The following is a 21526-nucleotide window of genomic DNA, read 5'->3' on the forward strand; positions in this document are numbered from 1 at the left end:
CCGTGTCCTTGACTGCCCTGACTGTTCGCGAAGCCCACCCCACCGACCTCCCCGCCGTCGCCGAGCTGTTCGACCTCTACCGCCAGTTCTACGAGCAACCCGCCGACCGCGCGCTGGCGCAGGACTTCATCACCCAGCGCATTCAGCGCCGCGAATCGGTCATCCTGGTGGCCGACGCAGGGGCCGACGGCCTGATGGGCTTTGCCCAGCTCTACCCGACCTTCTGCTCCGTCGAGGCGCAGCCCATCTACACGCTGTACGACCTGTTCGTGCGCCCCGGCGCGCGCAAGGCCGGTGTGGGCCGGCAGCTGCTGCTGGCCGCCGAGGCCCGCGCCGCGGCGGACGGCATGGTGCGCATGGACCTGACCACCGCGCGGACCAACCACGCTGCGCAGTCGCTGTACGAATCGCTGGGCTGGGTGCGCGACGATGTGTTCCTCGCCTACAACCGCCGCGTGAAACCAACCTGATGCGAACCGCCGTCGCCTTGCTGCTGTCGCTCGCGGCGGCAACCACCACCGCCGCCCCGCTGCCGCCTGCCGCCCGCGCCGAGGTGGACGCGCTGCTGGCCCGCCTGCAATCCTCCGGCTGCGAGTTCAACCGCAACGGCAGCTGGCACAGCGGCTCTGACGCCAAGGCCCATCTGCTGAAGAAGCTGGACTATCTCGAAGGCAAGAACCTCGTGACCACCGCCGAGCAGTTCATCGCCCGCGGCGCGTCCAGCAGCAGCATGAGTGGCAAGCCCTACCTCGTGCGCTGCGCCGGCAAGGCGCCGGTCGACAGCGCGCAGTGGCTGACCGCCGAGCTGCAACAGCTGCGCGCGCCGCGCGCGGCGTCCGCCCCACGCTGACCACCAACCCACGCAAGGCCGCCATGCAACTCCCCCTGCCCGCCTTCCTCGCCACGCCGGCCGCGCGCGGAGCCTTCGGCTGGCTGCTGCTGCGGCTGACGCTGGCCGGGTTGATCGCCGCGCACGGCTGGGCGCGGTTGATCGCGGGCGGCGTGGTGCCGTTCGGCGGCTGGCTGGAGAGCCAGGGCTTTCCGTTCGGTTTCGCCATCGCGGCGAGCATCACCGGCATCGAGATCGTCGGCCCGCTGTTGCTGGTGGCCCGGCGCTTCGTCGCGCCGCTGTGCCTGGTCTACATGGCCATCTACGCGATGGGCATTGTGCTGGTGCACGCCAAGGCGGGCTGGTTTGTCGTGGGCCTGGGGCGCAACGGCTCGGAGTACAGCGTGCTGCTGATCGTGGGTCTGCTGTGCGTGGCACTGCAGCATGTGCGCAGCCGCGGCGAAGCCTGAGCGCCGCCGACGCGCCGAGCTGGCGCTGGCGGCGCTGCTTGTCGGCGCTCTCGCGCTGGACTTCGCCTGCCCGCTGCCCGAACCCACCGCCACCGCCCCCACGCTGACCGTGCTGGCCGCCGACGGCACGCCGCTGCGCAGCTGGCAGAGCATTGACGGCGCCCAGCGCCACCCGACCACTCCCGAGGCGGTATCGCCGCGCTACCTCGAAGCGCTGCTGCACTACGAGGACCGCTGGTTCCACTGGCACCCGGGCGTGAACCCCGCCGCACTGGCGCGGGCAGCCTGGCAGTGGGCGCGGCATGGCCGCATCGTGTCGGGCGGGTCCACGCTGACGATGCAGGTGGCCCGCCTCGTCGACGAGAAAGCCGCCGGCCGCAGCCTCCCCGCCAAGGCGCGCCAGATCGCGCGCGCGCTGCAGCTGGAGCTGCACCTGAGCAAGCAAGAGATCCTGGCGCTGTATCTGAACCTCGCGCCCATGGGCGGCCCGCTGGAGGGCGTGGAAACGGCCAGCCGCGCCTACCTTGGCAAGCCCGCCGCCGACCTGTCGCATGCCGAAGCGGCGCTGCTGGTCGCGCTGCCGCAGTCGCCCACGCGACTGCGCCCCGACCGCGCCGTGCAGGCGGCACAGAACGCGCGCGACAAGGTGCTGACGCGCATGCAGACGCTGGGCGTGTGGAGCGCCGCCGACGTCGCCGATGCCAAGCTGGAACGCGTGTTCGCGCCACCGCTGCGCGCGCGCTGGCTGGCGCCGCTGGCCGCCGAGCGGCTGCGCCAGCAGGCGAGGCGAAACGGCAAACAGGAGGCGGTCATCCAGACCACGCTGGACGCCGGCCTGCAGGCCCGGCTGGAGCAGTTGCTGGCCGACCGCCTCAACACCTTGCCCGAGGCCAACTCCATGGCCGCGCTGGTGGTGGACAACGCGACGCTGGAAGTGCGCGGTTATGTCGGCTCGGCCGACTTCACGGACAGCAAGCGCGGCGCCCATGTGGACATGGTCCGCGCGCTGCGCTCGCCCGGCTCCACGCTGAAGCCCTTTCTGTACGCGCTGGCGCTGGACGAAGGCCTCATCCATTCCGAAAGCCTGCTCATCGACGCGCCGCAGAACTTCGGCGGCTACGCGCCGGGCAACTTCCAGGCCGATTTCTCCGGCCCGGTCAGCGTGGCCGAGGCCTTGCAGCGCTCGTTGAACGTGCCCGCCGTCGACCTGTTGGAGCGCCTGGGCCCCGAGCGCTTCGCCGGCCGACTGCGCCACGCGGGCCTGCGGCTGCGCATGCCGGCCAACGCGGCGCCCAACCTCAGCCTCATCCTGGGCGGCGGCAGCACGTCGCTGGAGGAACTGGTGGGCGCCTACACGGCGCTGGCGCGCGGCGGCCTAGCCGGCCGGCCGCGGCTGACACCCGACCAGCCCGTGCTGGACACGCGGCTGATGAGCGACGGCGCCGCCTTCATCGTGCGCGAGATCCTGGAGAGCGGCGGTCGGCCCGGCAACCCCTTCCGCGAGAGCCCGCAGCGCGTCGCGTGGAAGACCGGCACGTCCTTCGGCTTCCGCGACGCCTGGGCCATCGGCGTGACGGACCGCTACACGATGGGCGTGTGGGTGGGCCGGCCCGACGGCACGCCCAATCCCGGCCATTTCGGTGCCAACACGTCGGCCCCGCTGCTGCGCGACATCGCCGCGGCGCTGGGCCCTGCCGACAGCAGGCAACAACTGGCCCCACGCCGCCAGCCCGCCACCGTACGCGACGTGGCCATCTGCTGGCCGCTGGGCACCGCCGAGGCCGGCACGCCACCCGCCCACTGCCTGCAGCACCGCATGGCCTGGACGCTGGACGGCGCCGTGCCGCCCACGCTGCCCGACCGGCTGCAGCCCGGCGGCCTGGTCACCGCCGCATGGACGCAAGGCGGGCGGCGCGTGCGCCCGGACTGCGCGCCCGACGCCACCAAGGCCGAGATGGTGCGCTGGCCCACGCTGCTGGGCCCCTTCCTGGACGCCGCACAGCTGGACCCCATCGAGCGCCTGCCCTGGGCGCCCGGCTGCGCGCCACGCACGCCCGGCGGGCCCGCCTTGCGCATCGTGGGCCTGGAGCCCGGCAGCGTGCTGCGCCCCGCGCCGGGCCGGCACGACGTGACGCTGCGGCTGCAGGCACTGGGCGCGCAGCAGGGCGTGACCTGGCTGCTGGACGGCCAGCTGGCCAGTGGTGCTGAAAGCGGCGCCGGCGTGCAGGTGCTGACGCTCAAACAACCCGGCAGCCACGCGCTGACGGCGCTGGACGGCCGTGGCCGCTGGGCACGCGTGGGCTTCGAGATGCAGCTGCCGGCGCGCAATACTTCCGCAGATGAGCGCATGACGAAGGCAAGCCCGCCGTCTCTTCGCTAAGCTGCCATCTTGCGCCCTCATGATGCGGCGCTTGCCGCCCTGGGCGTACTTGAACAATGAATGAGCTGTTGATCTGGATCCTGGCCGGCGCGGTCGCGCTGGTCGTCGTGTTCTTGCTGTGGCTGGCGCGCCGGCGCCAGCAGCGTGCCCACGAGGCCACGGCCCACCGCGAAGAGCAGCGCATGGCGCTGGAGCAGGCCGAGCACGTCGCCCGCGCCCAGCGCCTGGCCGCCGAGCGCGACGCCCAGCCCACCCAACTTGAGACCCAGGCCGCCGCGGCCGAAGCCCAGCGCCAGACCGAGGAGGCCCGCCTGCGCGACGACGCCGAGCGCGAGGCCGCCGACATCACGCGCCGCATCGCCGAGGCCGAGGCGGCCCGCCTGGCCCGTGAGCAGGCGGAGTACGAAGCCACCCGCGCCGCCGAAGCCCAGCGCGCGGCCGACGAGCAGGCCCGCCTGCAGGCGCAGCGCGACGCCGAAGCCGCCGCCCAGGCCGCCTGCGAGGCCGAGCAACAGGCAGCTGCGGCCCGCGCCGCCGAAGAGGCGGAACGGCTGGCCCGTGAACAGGCCGAGCGTGAAGCCGCCGCGGCGGCCGAGGCCGCAGCCGCCGCCCGTCTTGCCGAGGAGGCAGAAGCCGCACGCGTGGCCGCCGAGGCCCGCGCCCGCGAAGACGCCGAGCGCCTGGCGCGCGAGCAGGCCGAGCGCGAAGCTGCCGAGGCGGCCCGCCTGGCGGCCGAAGCGCAGGCCCGTGAGCAAGCCGAGCGTGAGGCCGCTGAAGCCGCCCGCCTGGCCGAGCAGGCCCGCCGGGAAGCCGAGCGCCTGGCCCGTGAACAGGCTGAACGCGAAGCGGCCGCTGCCGCTGCGGCGACCGCAGCCACCCGCGAGCTGCGCGCCGACGAGACGCTGGTGCTGGTGGCCGACGATTCCAAGATCGTGCGCGTCAAGCTCAGCCGACTGCTGACCGGCCAGACCTACCGCGTCGCGCTGGCCGAAAGCGGCGAGCAGGCGCTGGAGCTGATGGCGGCCGAGCAGCCGCACGTGCTGATCACCGATGTGGAGATGCCCGGCATCGACGGCTTCGAGCTGACCCGCCAGGTGCGCGCCGCGGCCGCCACGGCGGCGCTGCCGGTGCTGATGATCACGTCTTCCGACGACAAGCAGGAGCAGGCCCAGGCCGCCGGCGTGACCCAGTTGCTGGGCAAACCGTTCTCGGAAGAGGCGCTGCTGGCCGCCATCGAGCGTGCCCGCCTGGCGGTGCGTGTGCCGGCCTGAGCGGCGTGCAGCTGCTGCGGCTGCTGCGGGCGGCGCTGCACCGGCCCGGCCGGGGCGGCGAGCTGCCGCCGGCGGTGCATGAGCTGCCAGGGCTGGACCCTCGCCACATCGCCCGCTTCCGCGCCGAACTGGGGTTCGAGCCGGATGACAGCATGCCGCTGAGCTACGCCTACCTGCCGGTGCAGCGCGCGCATCTGGACGCGATGCTGCACCGCGACTTCGGCCACCGCATCGTGGGCATGGTGCATGTGGGGCATGCGCTGCACCAGCATGCGCCGCTGGACCCGGCACGGCCGCTGCGGCTGGTCACGCACATCGCCGACGAGCCCGAGCGCGACGACGGCGCGCGCTTCGTGCGGCTGCGCACGCTCATCACGCAGGACGGCCAGGAGCGCGTGGCCTGCGACAGCCGCTACCTGGCCCGCCGCGGCCGGCGCCGTGGCGACAGCCCACCGCGCGACGAGCCCGAAACGCTGGGGCCCGTGGTTGCCAGCTGGCCGTTGGGTGCGGACGCCGGCCGGCGCTACGCGCGGCTGTCGGGCGACTGGAACCCCATCCACCTGTGGCGCTGGAGTGCACGGCTGTTCGGCCTGCCGACCGTCATCATCCACGGCGCGCACGGTGCCGCGCGCTGCCAGGCCGAGATCGAGCGGCTGGCGGGGCGGCGCGTCGAGGGTCTGCAGATGGAGTTCCTGCGCCCGGTGCCGCTGGGCAGCCAGCCCACGCTGCACCTGGCCGGCAGCGAGTTCGAGCTGCGTGTGGACGGCCGCGGCGTGCTGCGCGGGCACTGTCGGCCCGGTGACGCGCTTGCGGCCGCCGCGGCCCTTCACTAGGCTTCGCGGCTCGACCCACTCCTGGCGGCGAGCCCCATGTCCAAGCCCATCGCAAATCTCGACGAGCTGACGTTCGACGACATCGAGGACAACGGCTACTACACGTCCCGGCGCGCCTGCTTCAGCGCGTCCATCGGCGCCCGCGCGCTGGGCTACAACCTGACCGAGCTGCCGCCGGGCAAGGCGCAGTGCCCGTTCCACTCGCACCGTGCCGAGGAAGAGATGTTCCTGATCCTCGACGGCGAGGGCGAGTTGCGCTTCGGCGCCGAGCGCTATCCGCTGCGCCGCCACGACGTGATCGCCTGCCCCACCGGCGGCGCCGAGGTCGCGCACCAGATCATCAACACCGGCACGACGACGCTGCGCTATCTGTCGGTGTCCAACCTGGCGAACGTGGAGATCTGTGAGTACCCCGACTCGGCCAAGATCGGCGTGTTCGCCGAGACACCCGGCGCCGCCCGGCTGCGCGGGCTGCACCGCAGCGCGGCGTCGGTGGACTACTACGACGGCGAGACGACCCAGCGCTCGGGCGAATGAGTCAGCCGGCAGCAGGCTTTGCTGGCCTCACGTCTGCACTGACTGCTCTATGCTCGGGCGCGATGGCCAACCACCTCACCGAGTTCATGCGCTACACCGCGCCCGATGCCCATGCATTGGCGCAAGGCATTGCCCGGCAGCGCGAGCAGCTGGCGCTGGCCGTGCAGGCGGGTGCCGCGCTCGCCACCGTGGACCATGCGGCCGACCTGGCCGCGCTGCTGACCACCGACCGCCGCGAGCAGGAGGCGCTGCCGCTGCTGCGCGAGCACGCCGACGCCGCCGACGCGTTGCCGCACGAGGAGGCGGCGGGCTGGTTCTGGAACGCCTACGCGACTGCGCTGCAGTGCGCGGGCCAGCGCGACGAGGCCGACCGCTGCTTCGCCAAGACGCTGCGGCTGGCGCGCGCGGGTGGCTGGCAGCGGTTGCAGGCCTTGGCGCTGCACCACTGGGGGCGCAGCCTCGTCGAGCAGGGGCGCCTGGCCGACGCACGGGCGCGCATCGCCGAGGCGCTGGACATCCGCACGCAGCTGGGCGATGCCCGGGGGCAGGCGTCGTCTCAAAAGGCACTGGACACGCTGGCCGAGCTGCAGGCGGACGTGCAGCACAACGAACACGGGGAGCGCTGATGTCGGGTGGCAACTGGAAGGAAATGTTCAACGCCGGCTGCGACGGCGACCTCGCGCTGGTGGCGTACCACGTGAAGGCCGGCGTGGACGTCAACTACGCCCACCCCGAGTTCCTGTCCACGCCGCTGGTCGCGGCCATTCTGGCGGGGCAACAGGAGGTGGCCTTCTTCCTGCTGGACCATGGCGCCAATCCGCGCCTGCCATCGGAGTTCGATGGCGTCACGCCCATGCAGGCAGCGAGGAAGGCGGGGCTGGGTGGGGTCGAGGCGCGGCTGCACGGACTGGGCATTCCGCTGCCGCCCGCGCCCGAGCGGCGATCCGGCTGGCTGCAGCGGCTGTTCGGGCGTCCCGCAGGCTAGAGACCTGTTCCGCTCGCTCGACCCGCGGCCGGCATCGCAGGCGTCGGAAATATAAGTTCGCGCACCTTGGGTTTGCGACTACGATGGGCCGGCTGATATGCACAAGACCGTCCGCTCTTAGGTCTTTCCTCCCGCACCGGTGTTCTTCCGGTGGTCTGAGTCGAACCCCCCTTGAAGATTTTCTTGGCGTCTCTTCGCTGGGTGCAATCTCGCGCCCGGAAATTTCATAAGGAAATCGACATGACGACTCAAACCGGTACCGTGAAGTGGTTCAACGAAGGCAAGGGCTTCGGCTTCATCGCCCCTGACGACGGCGGCAAGGACTTGTTCGCCCACTTCAAGGAGATCCAGGGCGGTGGCGGCTTCAAGACGCTCGCCGAGAACCAGCGCGTGCAGTTCGAGGTGACCCAGGGCCAGAAGGGCCCGCAGGCGTCCAACATCCGCAGCGTGGGTTGAATCCCTCAACGCCGCGGTCGTCAGGCAAGCCCTGACACCCCCGACGAAAGCGCGGCCTGGCCGCGCTTTTTTTGTTGCCGCACGAGGACACCCCTTTGAAGAACCTGCAAGAAGCCACTGAACGCATCTGCGAGCTGAAAGGCAGCCTGGTCGCGTTCGACGCGCTGATGCCTGCGGTCATCGACACGCTGTCCGCCACGGCGCTTGCACGGCTGATGGCATCGTTCGACGCGCACGCCGAGGCGGCGCGCACGGTGATGCTGCATTCGGACATGTCCGACATGGTGCTGAACACGTTCGAGCGCGAGATCGCGCGCAACCGGGCGCTGCTGCAGCGCAGCCAGCAACCCGTGCCCCGCCCGCCGCGGCCCGCTGCGGTCGACCCGCTGCTGCTGGCCACGACGCGCATCACCACCTTCGTCGGGTCCATGGTCAAGACCAGCGCGAGCGGCTTCTTCTTCCGCCGCGGCGACCAGCTGTTCCTGGTGAGCAACCGGCACGTCTTTGCCGACGCGGCCAGCGCCCACCTCCCCGACCGCATCGAGATCGGCCTGCACACCGACGCGCAGGACCTGACGCGACACGCCGTCGTCTCGCTGCCGCTGTACCGCCACGGCCTGGGCCAGTGGCGCGAGGCCACGGACAGCGGCGGCACGGTGGACGTGGCCGTGATGGCCCTGCCGTCCGGCGCGCTGCCCGCCGACGCCGTGCTGCTGGCGTTCGACGAAACCCATCTGGACGACGGGGACGAAGCCATCGCCATCGGCGACGCGCTGACCATCCCCGGCTTCCCGCTGGGCTTCCACGACACCATCCACCACCTCGCGGTGGCCCGGCACGCCGCCATCGCCTCGGCCTACGGCGTGCGTTTCCAGCGCCAGGGCTGCTTCCTGACCGACGCGCGCACGCACCGCGGCAGCAGCGGCTCGCCGGTCGTGCGGCGGCGCAACGCCGGCCTGCCGGGCGCGGCCGGCACGGGCTGGCAGCTGCTGGGCGTGCATTCCACCCGCATGGACATGCGCGACCGCGACCTCGTCCAGGACGAATCACTGGGCCTGAACTGCGCCTGGTATGCCGACGTGCTGCTGACGCTGACGGCGGACGCCGCCAAGGCATCGCCATGAAGCGCCCCACCCAGCGACCCCATCCGGGCGTGGCCCCACCGTCGCGCGAAGCGGTCCTGTCGAGTCCCGAGCGCTCGGAGCTGCTGCGTCAGGGCGCGAAGGCCGCCGCACGGGGCGAGGACAAGGACAGCAATCCGCTGAGCCAGCCCCGCAACCGGCCCCCCGCCACGGGCGAGTCTGCCGCCCACTGGCTGCAGCGCAGCGATGCCTGGACGCTGGGCCACGAGACCCAGTCCCGCATCCGCAACCACGGCCTGCTGGCATGGGCGCCCGTCGTCATGCCTGGGGGCCCGCCGACGGCCTGAGCCATCAGGCCCAGCGGGCTGGGCCGGCCGTGCGGACGAAGCGACCGGCGCACGCCGACCAGACTTGACTTGCGCTCTACCAACTAGTAGAGTGTATTCTTATGGACATTGCCCTGTCACCCAAGGCCATCGAGATCGTCGCGCAGACGCGCACGCTGCTCGTCGCCGGCGGCTACAACAGCTTCAGCTATGCCGACCTGGCCGAGCGCGTCGGCATCACCAAGGCCAGCATCCATCACCACTTCCCGAGCAAGGCGGCCTTGGTGACCACCGTGGTCACGCTGTACCGGCAGGAAGCAAAAGCGGGGCTGGGCGCGCTGGAAGGGCAGTTCGACGATCCGCTGTCGGAGTTGAACGCCTACGCGGACTACTGGGCCGGCTGCATCCGCAACGGCGCCCACCCGTTCTGCATCTGCGCCATGCTCGCCACCGAGATGCCGACCATCCCGGCCGAAGTGGCGGTGGAGGTCAAGGCCCATTTCCATGACGTCAGTGCCTGGCTGGCATCCGTGCTGCAGCGCGGCGCCGCGCGGGGCCAGTTCCATTTGCTGAACAACCCGGCCATCTCGGCCCAGGCCTTCATGGCCGTCGTGCACGGCGCGATGCTGATGGCCCGGGCGCTGGACGACCCCAAGGCGTTCCCGACCATCGTGCAACCCGCCATCCTGAAGCTGACCCAGCCTACCTGACCCTGCTCGTGCAGGCGGCTTCGGCCGCCTTTTCTTTTGCCCGTCAATCTACCAACTAGTAGATCGTACCTTTGACACGGAGATCCACCATGCCGCTCCCCCTCTCAACACTGGGCATCGCCCACACCCTCATCAGCCTGCTGCCGGTCGTCGCCGGCGTCGTCAGCTTTGCGCGCAACGGCCGCATCGACATCTCGAACCGTTGGGGCCAGGCCTACCTTGCCGGATTGGTGCTGTCGGTCTTCACGGCGTTCGGGCTGTCCAGCACGGGCGGCATCAACCCCGGCCATGTACTGGGCGTGCTGGCGCTGCTGGCCGTCTCGGCGGCTTGGCTGCTGCCCAGGCTGCCGTTGCCGAAGTCCATCACGCCGCACCTGCAGGCGTTCGGGTTGTCGTTCAGCTTCTTCCTGCTGCTGGTACCGGGCATCAACGAGACGCTGACCCGGCTGCCGGCCGCCAGCCCGCTCGCCAGCGGGCCCGAGGATCCGGTCGTCCGCACCGCACTGCTGGCGTGGCTGGTGTTGTTCATCGTCGGCTTCACGCTGCAGAGTCTGCGCATCCGCGCGGCCCAGCGCCGTGAGCGCGCGCGCTGAGCACCGGACTCAGGGCTTCACCGCCGCCAGCACCTTGCCGATGAACTCGTTCAGCGCCGGCCCGTTGTTGATCCAGCGCACGACGATGACCACATCGTTCTCCCAGTCGATGTAGATGATGTTCTGGCCGTTGCCGCGGAAGGTGACGCTGCTTTCGGGCGCCGCCGGCAACGCCTTGCGGCCGGGGTTCAGGAACCAGTTGGCATAGCCGTACTCGGCATTGGCCGGCCCCGGCGCGCGTGCCTTGGCGATCCAGTCGCGCGACACGATCTGGCGGCCGGCCCACTGGCCGTGGTGCAGGAACAGGTAGCCGAAGCGCGCCAGGTCCCAGGCGTCGATGAACAGGCCACCGCCCCAGTGGCCGCCGCCGGACACGCTCTGCATGCGCTGGCCGTCCAGCTCCACCCAGCTGTTGTCATAGCCGTGCCAGCGCCAGCGGCTGGACGCGCCGATGGGGTCCATCAGTTGCTCGCGCAGCACCTCCGGCAGCGGCCGGCGCCACACCTGCAGCGCCGCCAGCGCCAGCACGTTGATACGCACGTCGTTGTATTTGTAGTGGCTGCCCGGCGCATGCAGCGGGCGGTTGGGCCAGTCCTCCGGGGTCTTGCCGACGGGGCGGTCGGCCCAGTCGGGCTTGCCCCACAGCGTGCCCTGCCAGTCGCTGGTCTGGCGCAGCAGCTGCTCCCAGGTGATGGGCGCGTTATGCGGCGCGGTGAACAGGTCCACGCCCGCCGGCATCGCGTCGGCGGCGCGGTCGTCGGTGCTCTTGATGAGGCCTTGCTGCCAGGCCAGGCCCACCACGGTGGTCAGGAAGGTCTTGGCGATGCTGTGCGCCATGTCCGCACGCCGCGTGTCGCCCCATTCGGCCGCCACCTTGCCGCGCCGGATGACGAGGCCGTTGATGGGCGCACGCACGCCGGTGGGCCCGATCTGGCCGCCGAAGTAGGGCTCGGCCTTGCCGAAGGTCTGGGCCAGCGCCAGCGCCTGGTCGCGCGGCGCCGGGTTGTCGTTCGCCTGTGCGTAGGCGACGGCCTCGGCCAGCTTGGCGGCATCCAGGCCCACGGCGGCCGGGTCGGCACGCTGCCAGTCGCCACGCGGCGGAAAGTAGGCGGGCTGCGCGGCGGCGAGCGTCGACGCGAAAGCGGCAAGGAGGACGAGGCGGCGGGGCAGGTTCATGCGGCCATTGTGGCGACGCGGCGCGGCTGGCAGAGTCGGCGCGATGCCAGGCCTGCGGGTGCCTGATCCCCGCGCGCCAGCAAAGACCGCTTGACCTTGCCATGATGTCAAGGTTGACGATGCCGGCATGAACACCACCACCGCCCCCTCATCCGCCCTCCATGACGTGACGCTGCAGGTCAGCGGCATGAGCTGCGCGTCCTGCGTGCGCCGCGTGGAGAAGGCCTTGCAAGCCGTGCCCGGCGTGCAGGCCGCCAGCGTCAACCTCGCCACCGAGAAGGCCTCGGTGCAGGCGCTGCCCAACGTGCCCACCGCCGCGCTGAAAGCCGCGCTGGACAAGGCCGGCTACCCGGCCACCGTGGTCGAGAGCCACGCACCGCCACCCGTCGCCGCGCCGTCGGGTCTGCCCGCCTGGTGGCCCGTGGCCGCCGGTGCCGTGCTGACGCTGCCAGTGATGTTGCCCATGCTCATCGGCCTGGCGCTGCCCGGCTGGCTGCAGCTCCTGCTGGCCACGCCGGTGCAGTTCATCCTCGGCGCGCGCTTCTACCGCGCCGGCTGGGGTGCGCTGCGCGCCGGCAGCGGCAACATGGATTTGCTGGTGGCGCTGGGCACGTCGGCGGCCTACGGGCTGTCGGTGTGGCTGCTGTGGAACCACCCGGGCCACGCCCATCTCTACTTCGAGGCCTCGGCCGCCGTCATCACGCTGGTGCTGCTGGGCAAGTGGCTGGAGCAGCGCGCCAAGCGGCAGACCACCGATGCCATCCGCGCGCTGAACGCGCTGCGGCCCACCACGGCACGGGTGCTGCGCGATGACATGGAAGTCGAGCTGCCCGTGGCCGACGTTCGCGTGGGCGACCTCGTGGCCGTGCGGCCAGGCGACCGCATCCCGGTGGACGGCGAGATCGTCAGCGGCAGCAGCCATGTGGACGAGTCGCTGATCACCGGCGAGAGCCTGCCCGTGGCCAAGGCACCGGGCGAGCGCGTGACGGGTGGCGCCATCAACGCCGAGGGCGCGCTGACCGTGCGCACGACAGCCATAGGCGCGGAGACGACGCTGGCGCGCATCATCCGGCTCGTCGAGTCAGCGCAGGCCGCCAAGGCGCCCATCCAGCGCATCGTCGACCGCGTCAGCGCGGTGTTCGTTCCGGTGGTGCTGGTCATCGCGGCGCTGACCTTCGTCGGCTGGTGGCTGCACGCGGGCGATGTGGAGCAGGCGCTGGTCAACGCGGTGGCCGTGCTGGTCATCGCCTGCCCCTGCGCACTGGGCCTGGCCACGCCCACCACGCTGATGGCCGGCACCGGCGTGGCGGCGCGGCAAGGCATCCTCATCAAGGACGCCGAGGCGCTGGAGCTGGCGCATGGGGTGACCGTCGTCGCGTTCGACAAGACCGGCACGCTGACCGTGGGTCAGCCCGCGCTGGTGGCGGCCGTGCCGGTGAAAGGCGGCACGCGCGACGGGCTGCTGCAGCTCGCCGCGGCGCTGCAGCGCCACAGCAGCCACCCGCTGGCCGTGGCGGTGCTGAACGCCGCCAAGGACCTGCCCGCGCTGCCCGCCGAGCAGGCCCGCGCGCTGCCGGGCCGCGGCGTGCAGGCCGTCGTGCAGGGCCGCACGCTGTCGCTGGGCAGCGCGCGACTGGCGCAGGAGCTGGGCGTCGTAGCCGGCGAGCTGGCCGCGCGAGCGCAGCAGCTGGAGGGCGACGGCCACACCGTCTCCTGGCTGATGGAAGGCGACCAGCCGCTGGGCCTGCTGGCCTTTGGCGACCGCGTGAAGGACACCGCCGCCGACGCCGTCGCCGAGCTGCAGTCGCGCGGCATCCGCACCGTCATGCTGACCGGCGACAGCCGCGGCGCGGCGGCGGGCGTCGCGAAGCAGCTGGGCATCACCGACGTGCGCGCCGAGGTGCTGCCGGCCGACAAGGCGGCCGCCGTGCAGCAGCTGCGCGAAGGCGGCGCGGTCGTCGCCTTTGTGGGCGATGGCCTGAACGACGGCCCGGCGCTGGCCGCCGCGTCGGTGGGCTTCGCGATGGCCGGCGGCGCCGACGTGGCGACCGAAGCCGCCGGCGTCACGCTGATGCGCGGCGACCCGCGCCTGGTGGCCGATGCGCTGGACATCTCGCGGCGCACGCTGTCCAAGATCCGGCAAGGCCTGTTCTGGGCGTTTGCGTACAACGTCGTCGGCATTCCGCTGGCCGCGTTCGGGCTGCTGAGCCCGGTCATCGCCGGCGCGGCGATGGCGTTCAGTAGTGTCAGCGTCGTGCTCAATGCGCTGACGCTGAAGCGTTGGCGCGGCACGGCCAGGGAGGCCCAGGCATGAACATCGGTGATGCGGCCCGCGCCGCGGGTGTGTCGGCCAAGATGGCGCGGCACTACGAGAGCATCGGCCTGATCCGCGAACCGGCGCGCAGCGAGGCCGGCTACCGCGTCTACGGCGAGCGCGAGGTGCACCTGCTGCGCTTCATACGCCACTCGCGCGACCTGGGCTTCTCGTTGGAGCAGATCCGCGCTTTGCTGGGCCTGTGGCAGGACCGCGAGCGCCCCAGCCGCGAGGTGCGCGAGCTGGCGCAAAGCCACTTGGCCGAGCTGGAGGCTAAGCTCGCCGAGCTGCAGGCCATGAAGGCCACGCTGCAGGCGCTGGTCAAGAGCTGCCACGGCGACGAACGGCCGGACTGCCCCATCCTGGCCACGCTGGAAGGCCGTTAACAAACCGCCCATTCAGACGCGCTATCGTTGGCGCATTCCTCTCCTTCCAGGCAGTCCCCATGCGCTACGCCCTCGTCACCCTGCTGGCCCTGGCCGCCCACACCGCCTCGGCAACGTCCTTCGCCACGTCGTCCGCGTCGTCCGCAGCCGGCGCCGGCTCGGCCTCGTCGGGCAGCGTGTCCGACTCCTTCAAGGGCTCGTCCGGCAGCAGCAGCGGCGGCGAGCAGCGCGCCGAAGGCCGCTACCGCGTCACCGAAGTGGCCAAGGCCGATGCAGCCGGCAAGCTGCGGCTGAAGATGGAACGCGACGGCGCAGCGCCCGTGGAGCTGACGCTGCCGCAGCAGGCGCTGGCCGCGCGCGCCGTGACGGTGGGCGACGAGGTGCAGGCCACGCCCCAGCCCTATGGCATCGCGTTCGCGCATGCCGACACCGGCAAGGCCTTCTTCCTCGTGCTGGAAGACACCTGGCACCGCGAGCTGGCCGCGCGCGTCGTCGCGCCTTGATTCGTACCGCCGCAGCGGCGCTTCTCACGCTGGCTGCAGCCCACGCGCAAGCGACCTCGCTGTTACCGCGCGGCTGCGATCGCCCGATCGACCCCAGCGCCACGCGGCAGCACCGGCTGCTGCGCTTCACGGCCGTCGTGCGCGACGCGCTGGCCGCGTCGGGCGCCCGCGCCGCGCTGATCGCGCGCTCGGGCACCGACCTGTCGCGCTTCGGCCTGCGCTACTCGCACGCAGCCATCGCGCTGGCCGACGGGCTGGACACACCGTGGGCCGTGCGCCAGCTGTACTACGCCTGCGCCGAAGGCCGGCCGCGGCTGTTCGACCAGGGCCTGGCCGGCTTCGTGGCCGGCAGCGACGACCTGGAGCAAGGCTATGTCAGCGTGCTGCTGCTGCCCGACGGCGCGGGGACCACACTGGCCGCCGCCGCGCTGGACAAGCCACTGGCGCTGGGCCTGCTGAACGCGCGCTACAGCGCCAACGCCTATCCCTTCAGCACCGAGTTCCAGAACTGCAACCAGTGGGTGGCCGAGCTGCTGGCCGCGTCCATCGCCGGGCTGCGCACGCGCGACGACGCGCAGGCCTGGCTGAAGCGCGAGGGCTATGCGCCGCGGCCGGTGCCGGTGTCGGGCCTGCTGATGCTGGCCGGCCGCTTCGTGCCGTGGCTGCAGTTCAGCGACCACCCGCCTGAGCAACTCGACGCCGGCCTCGTGCAGACCAGCCTGCCCGACAGCCTGGAGCAGCTCGCGCTGCGGCTGTGGCCCACAGCCCGGAGGCTGGAGTTCTGCCACGGGCCCCAGGGGCTCGTGCAGCGTGAGGGCGGCGCGCCGCTGGCGGCGGGTTGCGTGCCGCAGCCGGGTGACCAGGTCACGACATTGAATTGATTCAGGCGATCACGGCCACCGCCGGCATCACGCGATTGCGTCCCGCGTGCTTGGCCGCGTACAGCTGTGCATCCGCACGTTCCAGCAGTTGCTCGCCGGTCTCGCCGCGCTGCCACTGCGCGACGCCGAAGCTGGCGGTGATCTGCAAAGACCCGCCACCGTCCAGCGGCACGCGGATGTCCTGCTCCACCATCTGGCGCAAGCGTTCGGCCGCATCCACGGCCTGTTGCAACGAGGCTTCGGGCAGCACGAGGACGAATTCCTCCCCACCGTAGCGGGCTACCCAGTCGGAGCTGGAGCGCAGCGTCTCGCGCAGCAGCTGCCCCGCGTCGGCCAGCACGCGATCGCCGATGGGGTGGCCATGGGTGTCGTTGATGACCTTGAAGCGGTCGACGTCGAAGAACACCACCGCGAGCGGCCGTTCGTAGCGCTGCGCATGCGCCACGGCCTCGGGGAACTTCTGTGAGAAGGCCAGGCGGTTGTGGCAGCCGGTCAACGGGTCGGTGACGGCCAGGATCTTGAGCTGCTCGAGCGCCCGCTGCAGCTGCTCGGTGCGTTCGGCGACGCGGGCATCCAGTTCATCCACATGCCGCAGCACGCGCTGCTGCAAGCCAGAGAGCGCCGCTGCCACCTCGTCGATCTCGTCTCGCGTCCGGCGCGGTGGTCGATGCAGGTCCAGGTGAGCGCCGAGGTCTTCGGCCTCCAGCCGACGCAGCGCCGCTGCCAGGGCCTGCATGGGCTGCTGCAGATGGCGACGCAGCAGCAACAACACGAGGCCCACCATCACGACGATCAACGCTAGGCTGGCCAGCATGGACTTGAGCATGGCCTCATAGACCGAGCGCTGGATGGCGGCACGATCCAGCATCATCGCCAGCCTTCCAATCTCTCGCCCCTCTCTCAGCAGCGGAAGGTCGATGTCGGCGGACAACCCGCGCAGTTGCTGCTGGCCCACCTCGGCTATGGGCCGAGAACCGCCCGGCTCCAGCACCGCGAGGTAGGCCACGCCGACACGCTTGCTGGCCGCTTCCAACTGCGGTTGGACCAGATCGGGAGAGACCTGCCAGACCGCTTCCGGCAGGGCATGCGCCAGTTCTTCGCCCTGCACGCGCAACGCGGCCTCCAACCGATCCAACGCCGTGTGACGCTCCCACCACCCCACCAGGCCGCAAAGCAGCAACGCGGCCAGCAGGCCGTTGATCACGACGGATCGAGTCAGGCGCAAGGCGATGGGCTGGAACGGGACATCCGACATGAGCGTGCTGGACAGGGTCGAAAAGGTCGGGATGTTAGGAGGGCAGCGCGTCCTCGCGCCGGAACGCCGCGTGCGATTTCTCAAACTCTACAAATCTGTGGATGCCGGCGCCGGCACCACCGCGCACAGTCCGCTCCCACAACACCACACACTGTTTGTACGGGGGCTTTATGGACGAATTGCTGGAGCGCGCGGCCGACGCCGCGCAGGAGGAGGTCATGGACGGCGCCGCGCTGCGCGGCTCGTCCTTCGACTATCTGGCGCAGCCGGGCACCAACCTGGCCGCCAAGGCCCAGGCCTTCCACGCCTGGGCCGAAAACCGCGTGGCGCACGGCGTGTTTCCGTACGCCAAGCGCCTGGGCGGGCGGCCGGGCGCCACGGCCGAGCTGACGCTGCTGGACGGCCAGCGCCACGCGGGGCTGAACTACTCGTCGCAGGAGTACCTGTCGCTGGCCCGGCACCCGCGCGTCTGCGCCGCGGCGCAGGCGGCGATGGAGCGCTACGGCGTGCACAGCGCCGGCTCCACGGCGCTGGCCGGCAACGTGGAGGAGACCACCGCGCTGGAGGCCGAGCTGGGCGAGCTGCTGCGCATGCCCGAGGTGCTGCTGTTCCCCACCGGCTGGGCCGCGGGCTTCGGCGCGATCAAGGGGCTGGTGCGCGAGACCGACCATGTCGTCATGGACCAGCTGGCCCACAACTGCCTGCACGAAGGCGCGCGCGCGGCCACGCCCAACATCCATCTGCATCGCCACCTGGACATGGACCATGTCGAGCGGCTGCTCAAGCGCGTGCGCCAGCGCGACCCGCACAACGGCATCCTGCTGGTCACCGAGGGCTGCTTCTCGATGGACGCCGACTCGCCCGACCTGAAGCGGCTGCAGGCGCTGGCGCGCGAGCACGGCGCGCTGCTGATGGTGGACGTGGCCCACGACCTGGGCTGCATGGGCCCCGGCGGCGGCGGCCAGCTGGCGCTGCAAGGCATGCTGGGCCAGGTGGACCTGGTGATGGGCTCGTTCTCCAAGACCTTCGCGTCCAACGGCGGCTTCGTCGCCAGCCACGACCGCGCGATCAAGGAGTACCTGCGCTTCTACGCGGCGCCCAACACCTTCTCCAACGCGCTGTCGCCGGTGCAGGTGGCCATCATCCGCGCCTGCGTGGGGGTGGTGCGCTCGGCCGAAGGCCAGCAGCGTCGTGACCGGCTGATGCACGCCATCCTGGGCCTGCGCGGCGCGCTGACGGAACAGGGCATCACGGTGCTGGGCCACCCGTCACCCATCGTGCCGGTGCTGCTGGGCAACGATGCGCTGGCCCGCGTGGCCTGCCGCGAGATGAGCCGGGCCGGGCTGCTGGCCAACCTCGTCGAGTACCCGGCCGTGTCGCTGAACAGCGCGCGGCTGCGCATGCAGGTGATGGCCGACCACACGCCGGCGCTGGGGCAGACGGCGGCGCGAATCGTGGCGGAGGCGCTGCACCGCGCCCGGGAGATTACTGGCACGTCGCACTGAGCTTCAGGGGAAGGCCGCAACGTCGGCGGCCCTTGACGACGTCAGGCCGGCCGGGCGGGGATGGTCAACCCGCGCTGCACCGCCGGCCGCGCGAGGAAGGCCTGCAGCACGCGGTCGACCTGCTTGAAGTCGGCATAGCCCACCAGCTCGCCGGCGGCGTAGAAGCCGTTGATGTTGCGCACCCACGGGAAGATGGCGATGTCGGCCACGGTGTACTCGTCGCCCATGATCCAGGCCTTGCCTTCCAGGTGCTTGTCCAGCACGCCCAGCAGCCGGCGCGCCTCGGCCGCGTAGCGGTCACGCGGGCGCTTGTCTTCATAGTCCTTGCCTGCGAACTTGTGGAAGAAGCCGACCTGGCCAAACATGGGGCCGATGCCGCCCATCTGGAACATCAGCCATTGCAGCGTCTCGTAGCGCCGCGCGGGGTCGGTGGGCATCAGCTGGCCGGTCTTGTCGGCCAGATAGACGAGGATGGCGCCGCTCTCGAACAGCGGCAGCGGCGCGCCGCCGGGACCGTTGGGGTCGATGATGGCCGGGATCTTGTTGTTCGGGTTCAGCGACAGGAATTCGGGACTGAGCTGGTCGTTGGTCTCGAAGCTGACCAGGTGCGGCTCGTAGGGCAGGCCGGTCTCCTCCAGCGCGATGCTGACCTTCACGCCGTTGGGTGTGGGCAGCGAGTACAGCTGCAGCACATCGGGCCGCGCGGCGGGCCATTTCTTCGTGATGGGGAAGCGGCTGAGATCGGACATGGCGGTCGGGGGAAAGAGGAAATCGCGGCACTGTAGGGGCCGGCCAGTTACCGCATTGCCGACGGGGAATTTCAGCTTCGGGCAGCGATCAGCCGGCGCACGCCCATGATGAGGACCGCCAGCACGCCCGCCACCACGCAGGCGCCGTGCAAGGTCAGCAGCGACACGATGCGCCACAGCCCGTTGTCGGGGCTCAGCGGCAGCAGCGGCTGGATGTCGGCGTGCATGACGCTGTCCAGCAGCACATGGCTCCAGGCGCCCAGCAGCGCGCCTATGGTCACGCGGCGCAACGTGAGGCCGCGCAACCACGTCAGGCCGGCACGGCGCAGCAGCCAGAACCCGGCGATCAACGCGAGCGCCGCCAGCGTCGCGCCGACATAGGTGTGGAAGAACGCGTGAACGTGCGCGTGACCATGCACGAGGTTGTAGAGCGACTCGACGTCGATGGCCACATTGGCCGCGCAGAAGGCCAGGAAGCTGACATGGCGGGGCGCGATGGCGTACAGCGCGGCACCGGGGCCGAAGTGGAAGGGGGTGATGGGCATGACGCGCGACCATACCCGGCAGCGTCGGGTGCGCGCGGCGTGAAAATGCCCCCATGACCACCGCCACCCCCGCCCCCACGCCGCCCTCGCGGCTGGCCCTGTATCTGCAGCTGATCCGCTGGGACCGCCCCGCCGGCTGGCTGCTGCTGCTGTGGCCCACGCTGGCGGCGCTGTGGATCGCCGCGGACGGCTGGCCCGGCTGGCATCTGCTGGCCGTGTTCACGCTGGGCACCATCCTCATGCGTTCAGCCGGCTGTTGCGTCAACGACGTGGCCGACCGCGAGTTCGACCGCCATGTGGAGCGCACCGCGCAGCGGCCGGTGACCACGGGCGCGGTGTCGGTGAAGGAGGCGCTGGCGCTGGGCGCCTTCCTGTCGCTGCTGTCCTTCGGCCTGGTGCTGACGACCAACCCGCCGGCCATCCTGCTGAGCTTCGGCGCGCTGGCCGTGGCCATCGCCTATCCGTTCGCCAAGCGCGTGCTGGCCATGCCGCAGGCGGTGCTGGGCGTGGCGTTCTCGTTCGGCATCCCGATGGCGTTCGCCGCCGCGCTGGGCGGCGCGGATTGGAACCTGCACGCCGTGCCGCTGTCGGCCTGGGCGCTGCTGGTGGCCAACCTGTTCTGGGTGCTGGCCTACGACACCGAGTACGCGATGGTGGACCGCGACGACGACCTGAAGATAGGCGTGCGCTCGTCAGCCATCGCGCTGGGCCGCTGGGACGTGGCCGGCATCATGGCCTTCTATGCGGCCTACCTGGCGATGTGGACCGGCCTGGGCCTGCGACTGGGGCTGGGCCGCTGGTTCCTGGCCGGCATGGCGGTGGCCGCGGCGCAGGCGCTGTGGCATTTCACGCTGATCCGCCGGCGCCGCCGCGCGGAGTGCTTCCGCGCCTTCCGCGCCAACCACTGGCTGGGCTTCGCGGTGTTCGCGGGCACGGTGGTGGATTTGGCGCTGCGCTGATGGACGCACGGCGTCGCCTGCTGGCCTGCGGCGCGGCGCTGCTGGCGCCCCGCTGGGCGCGTGCCGAGCCCGCGGCCAATACCGGCCCGCTGGTGATGGCCAACGCGGTCTACCCGCCGTTGGTGAATCCGGCCGGCCACGCCAGCGGCGCGGGCTGCGACATCGACATTGCACGCGAGGCGCTGCGGCGCGGTGGCTTCGACGGCGCCGTCGAGCTGCAGCTCGTGCCGTGGAAGCGCGCGCTGTTCATGCTGCAGCACGGCACGGCTGACTTCACGACGACGGCCAATTTCAGCGCCGAGCGCGACCGCTTCCTGCGCTGGAGCACGCCCTACCGCGCCGGCGTGCGCTACCAGTTCTACACGCGCAAGGGCTCGCCGCTGCGGCTCGCACGGCTGGAGGACCTGCGCGGCCGGCGGCTGGCGCTGAGCGCCGGCTTCATCTACCCGCAGGCGGTGCTGCTGGCCACGGGCACGCCCGCCGAGTACGGCCGCAGCGTGGCCGACGCCGTGCGGCTGGTGGAGCGTGGCCGCGCCGAGGTGGCGCTGGTCAGCGCGCTGGCAGGCACGTGGGAGATCCGCCAGGCCGGCATGGGCGACGCGCTGGACCGCCAGCCGCTGGAGTTCTTCAACGCCGAACCCACGTTCATGGCCTTCTCCCAGGCCAGCCCGCGCGCCGACGCGGCGCTGGCGGCGATGAACGCGGGCATCGCCAGCCTGCAGCGCGACGGCAGTATTGCCCGGCTGGAGCGGCGCTACGTGCGCTGAGGCCGCTACATTGC

General features: G+C 71.4%; 25 protein-coding genes. 21 read left to right on the forward strand and 4 right to left on the reverse strand.

Features of this window, described 5'->3' with window-relative positions:
* The first annotated feature begins 8 nt into the window (after positions 1-8).
* The 14 genes from J2X21_RS23915 to J2X21_RS23980 all read left to right on the forward strand — a co-directional run bounded on the left by J2X21_RS23915 (position 9) and on the right by J2X21_RS23980 (position 10472).
* Positions 9-470: a GNAT family N-acetyltransferase gene (locus tag J2X21_RS23915; protein ID WP_310332845.1), complete on the forward strand. Its 462-nt coding sequence runs from the start codon at positions 9-11 to the stop codon at positions 468-470.
* Positions 470-850 (forward strand): YfeK family protein, encoded by a 381-nt coding sequence (locus J2X21_RS23920; RefSeq protein ID WP_310332641.1) that lies wholly within the window; start codon positions 470-472, stop codon positions 848-850. Before J2X21_RS23915 ends, J2X21_RS23920 begins: the two co-directional genes overlap by 1 nt.
* A 23-nt stretch (positions 851-873) precedes the next feature.
* On the forward strand, positions 874-1299 hold the full coding sequence (locus J2X21_RS23925; RefSeq protein WP_310332642.1) for a DoxX family protein: 426 nt from the start codon (positions 874-876) through the stop codon (positions 1297-1299).
* Positions 1274-3679, forward strand: a complete 2406-nt coding sequence (gene pbpC, locus J2X21_RS23930; RefSeq protein WP_310332643.1) for a penicillin-binding protein 1C — start codon at positions 1274-1276, stop codon at positions 3677-3679. Before J2X21_RS23925 ends, pbpC begins: the two co-directional genes overlap by 26 nt.
* 56 nt (positions 3680-3735) lie before the next feature.
* Positions 3736-4950: a response regulator gene (locus tag J2X21_RS23935; RefSeq protein WP_310332644.1), complete on the forward strand. Its 1215-nt coding sequence runs from the start codon at positions 3736-3738 to the stop codon at positions 4948-4950.
* A 5-nt stretch (positions 4951-4955) separates the two neighbouring features.
* Positions 4956-5783, forward strand: a complete 828-nt coding sequence (locus tag J2X21_RS23940; protein WP_310332645.1) for a MaoC family dehydratase — start codon at positions 4956-4958, stop codon at positions 5781-5783.
* Between the two features lie 36 nt (positions 5784-5819).
* A complete protein-coding gene (locus J2X21_RS23945; RefSeq protein WP_310332646.1) occupies positions 5820-6320 on the forward strand; it encodes a cupin domain-containing protein in 501 nt (166 codons plus the stop codon).
* 62 nt (positions 6321-6382) lie between these two features.
* The gene (locus tag J2X21_RS23950) at positions 6383-6946 is read left to right on the forward strand and encodes a tetratricopeptide repeat protein (protein ID WP_310332647.1); all 564 of its coding nucleotides are present in this window, start codon (positions 6383-6385) and stop codon (positions 6944-6946) included.
* Entirely contained in the window at positions 6946-7305 is a 360-nt protein-coding gene (locus J2X21_RS23955; protein ID WP_310332648.1) for an ankyrin repeat domain-containing protein, read from the forward strand. The genes J2X21_RS23950 and J2X21_RS23955 overlap by 1 nt, the downstream gene beginning before the upstream one ends.
* A 240-nt stretch (positions 7306-7545) precedes the next feature.
* Positions 7546-7761, forward strand: a complete 216-nt coding sequence (gene cspE / locus J2X21_RS23960; protein ID WP_310332649.1) for a transcription antiterminator/RNA stability regulator CspE — start codon at positions 7546-7548, stop codon at positions 7759-7761.
* A gap of 95 nt (positions 7762-7856) precedes the next feature.
* Complete coding sequence (locus J2X21_RS23965) at positions 7857-8885, forward strand: trypsin-like peptidase domain-containing protein (protein ID WP_310332650.1); 1029 nt, start codon at positions 7857-7859, stop codon at positions 8883-8885.
* Positions 8882-9190 (forward strand): CrpP-related protein, encoded by a 309-nt coding sequence (locus J2X21_RS23970; RefSeq protein ID WP_310332651.1) that lies wholly within the window; start codon positions 8882-8884, stop codon positions 9188-9190. The genes J2X21_RS23965 and J2X21_RS23970 overlap by 4 nt, the downstream gene beginning before the upstream one ends.
* 101 nt (positions 9191-9291) lie before the next feature.
* Complete coding sequence (locus J2X21_RS23975; protein WP_310332652.1) at positions 9292-9879, forward strand: TetR/AcrR family transcriptional regulator; 588 nt, start codon at positions 9292-9294, stop codon at positions 9877-9879.
* Positions 9880-9968: 89 nt separating this feature from the next.
* Positions 9969-10472 carry a hypothetical protein gene (locus J2X21_RS23980; RefSeq protein ID WP_310332653.1) on the forward strand — a complete coding sequence of 168 codons (504 nt, stop codon included), beginning with the start codon at positions 9969-9971 and terminating at the stop codon, positions 10470-10472.
* Positions 10473-10481: 9 nt separating this feature from the next.
* Here J2X21_RS23980 and J2X21_RS23985 read toward each other — a convergent pair whose 3' ends face one another.
* On the reverse strand, positions 10482-11648 hold the full coding sequence (locus J2X21_RS23985; RefSeq protein ID WP_310332654.1) for a serine hydrolase domain-containing protein: 1167 nt from the start codon (positions 11646-11648) through the stop codon (positions 10482-10484).
* Positions 11649-11775: 127 nt separating this feature from the next.
* On the opposite strand from J2X21_RS23985, the gene J2X21_RS23990 reads away from it, so the two are divergent.
* Genes J2X21_RS23990 through J2X21_RS24005 form a run of 4 tightly spaced genes read left to right on the forward strand, consistent with a single transcriptional unit; the run spans position 11776 to position 15732 of the window.
* Entirely contained in the window at positions 11776-13962 is a 2187-nt protein-coding gene (locus J2X21_RS23990; RefSeq protein ID WP_310332655.1) for a heavy metal translocating P-type ATPase, read from the forward strand.
* Positions 13959-14348, forward strand: a complete 390-nt coding sequence (cueR, locus tag J2X21_RS23995) for a Cu(I)-responsive transcriptional regulator (protein ID WP_310332656.1) — start codon at positions 13959-13961, stop codon at positions 14346-14348. Before J2X21_RS23990 ends, cueR begins: the two co-directional genes overlap by 4 nt.
* A gap of 59 nt (positions 14349-14407) precedes the next feature.
* The gene (locus J2X21_RS24000; protein ID WP_310332657.1) at positions 14408-14851 is read left to right on the forward strand and encodes a hypothetical protein; all 444 of its coding nucleotides are present in this window, start codon (positions 14408-14410) and stop codon (positions 14849-14851) included.
* Complete coding sequence (locus tag J2X21_RS24005; RefSeq protein ID WP_310332658.1) at positions 14848-15732, forward strand: DUF2145 domain-containing protein; 885 nt, start codon at positions 14848-14850, stop codon at positions 15730-15732. Before J2X21_RS24000 ends, J2X21_RS24005 begins: the two co-directional genes overlap by 4 nt.
* Before the next feature lies 1 nt (position 15733).
* Here the strand turns inward: J2X21_RS24005 and J2X21_RS24010 are convergent, their stop codons facing one another.
* Entirely contained in the window at positions 15734-16987 is a 1254-nt protein-coding gene (locus J2X21_RS24010; protein ID WP_310332659.1) for a GGDEF domain-containing protein, read from the reverse strand.
* A gap of 170 nt (positions 16988-17157) precedes the next feature.
* Here J2X21_RS24010 and J2X21_RS24015 point away from each other — a divergent pair, with 170 nt between their 5' ends.
* Positions 17158-18492, forward strand: coding sequence for an aminotransferase class I/II-fold pyridoxal phosphate-dependent enzyme (locus tag J2X21_RS24015; protein ID WP_310332660.1), 1335 nt, complete (start codon positions 17158-17160; stop codon positions 18490-18492).
* Positions 18493-18533: 41 nt separating this feature from the next.
* Here the strand turns inward: J2X21_RS24015 and J2X21_RS24020 are convergent, their stop codons facing one another.
* Positions 18534-19241: a glutathione S-transferase N-terminal domain-containing protein gene (locus tag J2X21_RS24020; protein WP_310332661.1), complete on the reverse strand. Its 708-nt coding sequence runs from the start codon at positions 19239-19241 to the stop codon at positions 18534-18536.
* 71 nt (positions 19242-19312) lie between these two features.
* Positions 19313-19786 carry a hypothetical protein gene (locus J2X21_RS24025; RefSeq protein WP_310332662.1) on the reverse strand — a complete coding sequence of 158 codons (474 nt, stop codon included), beginning with the start codon at positions 19784-19786 and terminating at the stop codon, positions 19313-19315.
* Positions 19787-19839: 53 nt separating this feature from the next.
* Between J2X21_RS24025 and ubiA the strand changes: the two genes are divergently transcribed.
* Together ubiA and J2X21_RS24035 are read left to right on the forward strand one after the other, a co-directional pair.
* Positions 19840-20745 (forward strand): 4-hydroxybenzoate octaprenyltransferase, encoded by a 906-nt coding sequence (gene ubiA, locus J2X21_RS24030; protein WP_310332664.1) that lies wholly within the window; start codon positions 19840-19842, stop codon positions 20743-20745.
* On the forward strand, positions 20745-21512 hold the full coding sequence (locus J2X21_RS24035; RefSeq protein ID WP_310332665.1) for a substrate-binding periplasmic protein: 768 nt from the start codon (positions 20745-20747) through the stop codon (positions 21510-21512). The genes ubiA and J2X21_RS24035 overlap by 1 nt, the downstream gene beginning before the upstream one ends.
* Positions 21513-21526: the final 14 nt, after the last annotated feature.

It is taken from the genome of Roseateles asaccharophilus, from assembly GCF_031458115.1.
Lineage (GTDB): Bacteria > Pseudomonadota > Gammaproteobacteria > Burkholderiales > Burkholderiaceae_C > Pelomonas > Pelomonas asaccharophilus_A.

What these genes read in the sequence shown, in the direction of transcription:
- J2X21_RS23920 (WP_310332641.1), top strand. Translation starts at nt 470, where the DNA reads ATGCGAACCGCCGTCGCCTTGCTGCTGTCGCTCGCGGCGGCAACCACC.
- J2X21_RS23925 (WP_310332642.1), top strand. Translation starts at nt 874, where the DNA reads ATGCAACTCCCCCTGCCCGCCTTCCTCGCCACGCCGGCCGCGCGCGGA.
- pbpC (WP_310332643.1), top strand. Translation starts at nt 1,274, where the DNA reads ATGTGCGCAGCCGCGGCGAAGCCTGAGCGCCGCCGACGCGCCGAGCTG.
- J2X21_RS23935 (WP_310332644.1), top strand. Translation starts at nt 3,736, where the DNA reads ATGAATGAGCTGTTGATCTGGATCCTGGCCGGCGCGGTCGCGCTGGTC.
- J2X21_RS23945 (WP_310332646.1), top strand. Translation starts at nt 5,820, where the DNA reads ATGTCCAAGCCCATCGCAAATCTCGACGAGCTGACGTTCGACGACATC.
- J2X21_RS23950 (WP_310332647.1), top strand. Translation starts at nt 6,383, where the DNA reads ATGGCCAACCACCTCACCGAGTTCATGCGCTACACCGCGCCCGATGCC.
- J2X21_RS23955 (WP_310332648.1), top strand. Translation starts at nt 6,946, where the DNA reads ATGTCGGGTGGCAACTGGAAGGAAATGTTCAACGCCGGCTGCGACGGC.
- cspE (WP_310332649.1), top strand. Translation starts at nt 7,546, where the DNA reads ATGACGACTCAAACCGGTACCGTGAAGTGGTTCAACGAAGGCAAGGGC.
- J2X21_RS23970 (WP_310332651.1), top strand. Translation starts at nt 8,882, where the DNA reads ATGAAGCGCCCCACCCAGCGACCCCATCCGGGCGTGGCCCCACCGTCG.
- J2X21_RS23975 (WP_310332652.1), top strand. Translation starts at nt 9,292, where the DNA reads ATGGACATTGCCCTGTCACCCAAGGCCATCGAGATCGTCGCGCAGACG.
- J2X21_RS23980 (WP_310332653.1), top strand. Translation starts at nt 9,969, where the DNA reads ATGCCGCTCCCCCTCTCAACACTGGGCATCGCCCACACCCTCATCAGC.
- J2X21_RS23985 (WP_310332654.1), bottom strand. Translation starts at nt 11,648, where the DNA reads ATGAACCTGCCCCGCCGCCTCGTCCTCCTTGCCGCTTTCGCGTCGACG.
- J2X21_RS23990 (WP_310332655.1), top strand. Translation starts at nt 11,776, where the DNA reads ATGAACACCACCACCGCCCCCTCATCCGCCCTCCATGACGTGACGCTG.
- cueR (WP_310332656.1), top strand. Translation starts at nt 13,959, where the DNA reads ATGAACATCGGTGATGCGGCCCGCGCCGCGGGTGTGTCGGCCAAGATG.
- J2X21_RS24000 (WP_310332657.1), top strand. Translation starts at nt 14,408, where the DNA reads ATGCGCTACGCCCTCGTCACCCTGCTGGCCCTGGCCGCCCACACCGCC.
- J2X21_RS24010 (WP_310332659.1), bottom strand. Translation starts at nt 16,987, where the DNA reads ATGTCGGATGTCCCGTTCCAGCCCATCGCCTTGCGCCTGACTCGATCC.
- J2X21_RS24015 (WP_310332660.1), top strand. Translation starts at nt 17,158, where the DNA reads ATGGACGAATTGCTGGAGCGCGCGGCCGACGCCGCGCAGGAGGAGGTC.
- J2X21_RS24020 (WP_310332661.1), bottom strand. Translation starts at nt 19,241, where the DNA reads ATGTCCGATCTCAGCCGCTTCCCCATCACGAAGAAATGGCCCGCCGCG.
- J2X21_RS24025 (WP_310332662.1), bottom strand. Translation starts at nt 19,786, where the DNA reads ATGCCCATCACCCCCTTCCACTTCGGCCCCGGTGCCGCGCTGTACGCC.
- ubiA (WP_310332664.1), top strand. Translation starts at nt 19,840, where the DNA reads ATGACCACCGCCACCCCCGCCCCCACGCCGCCCTCGCGGCTGGCCCTG.
- J2X21_RS24035 (WP_310332665.1), top strand. Translation starts at nt 20,745, where the DNA reads ATGGACGCACGGCGTCGCCTGCTGGCCTGCGGCGCGGCGCTGCTGGCG.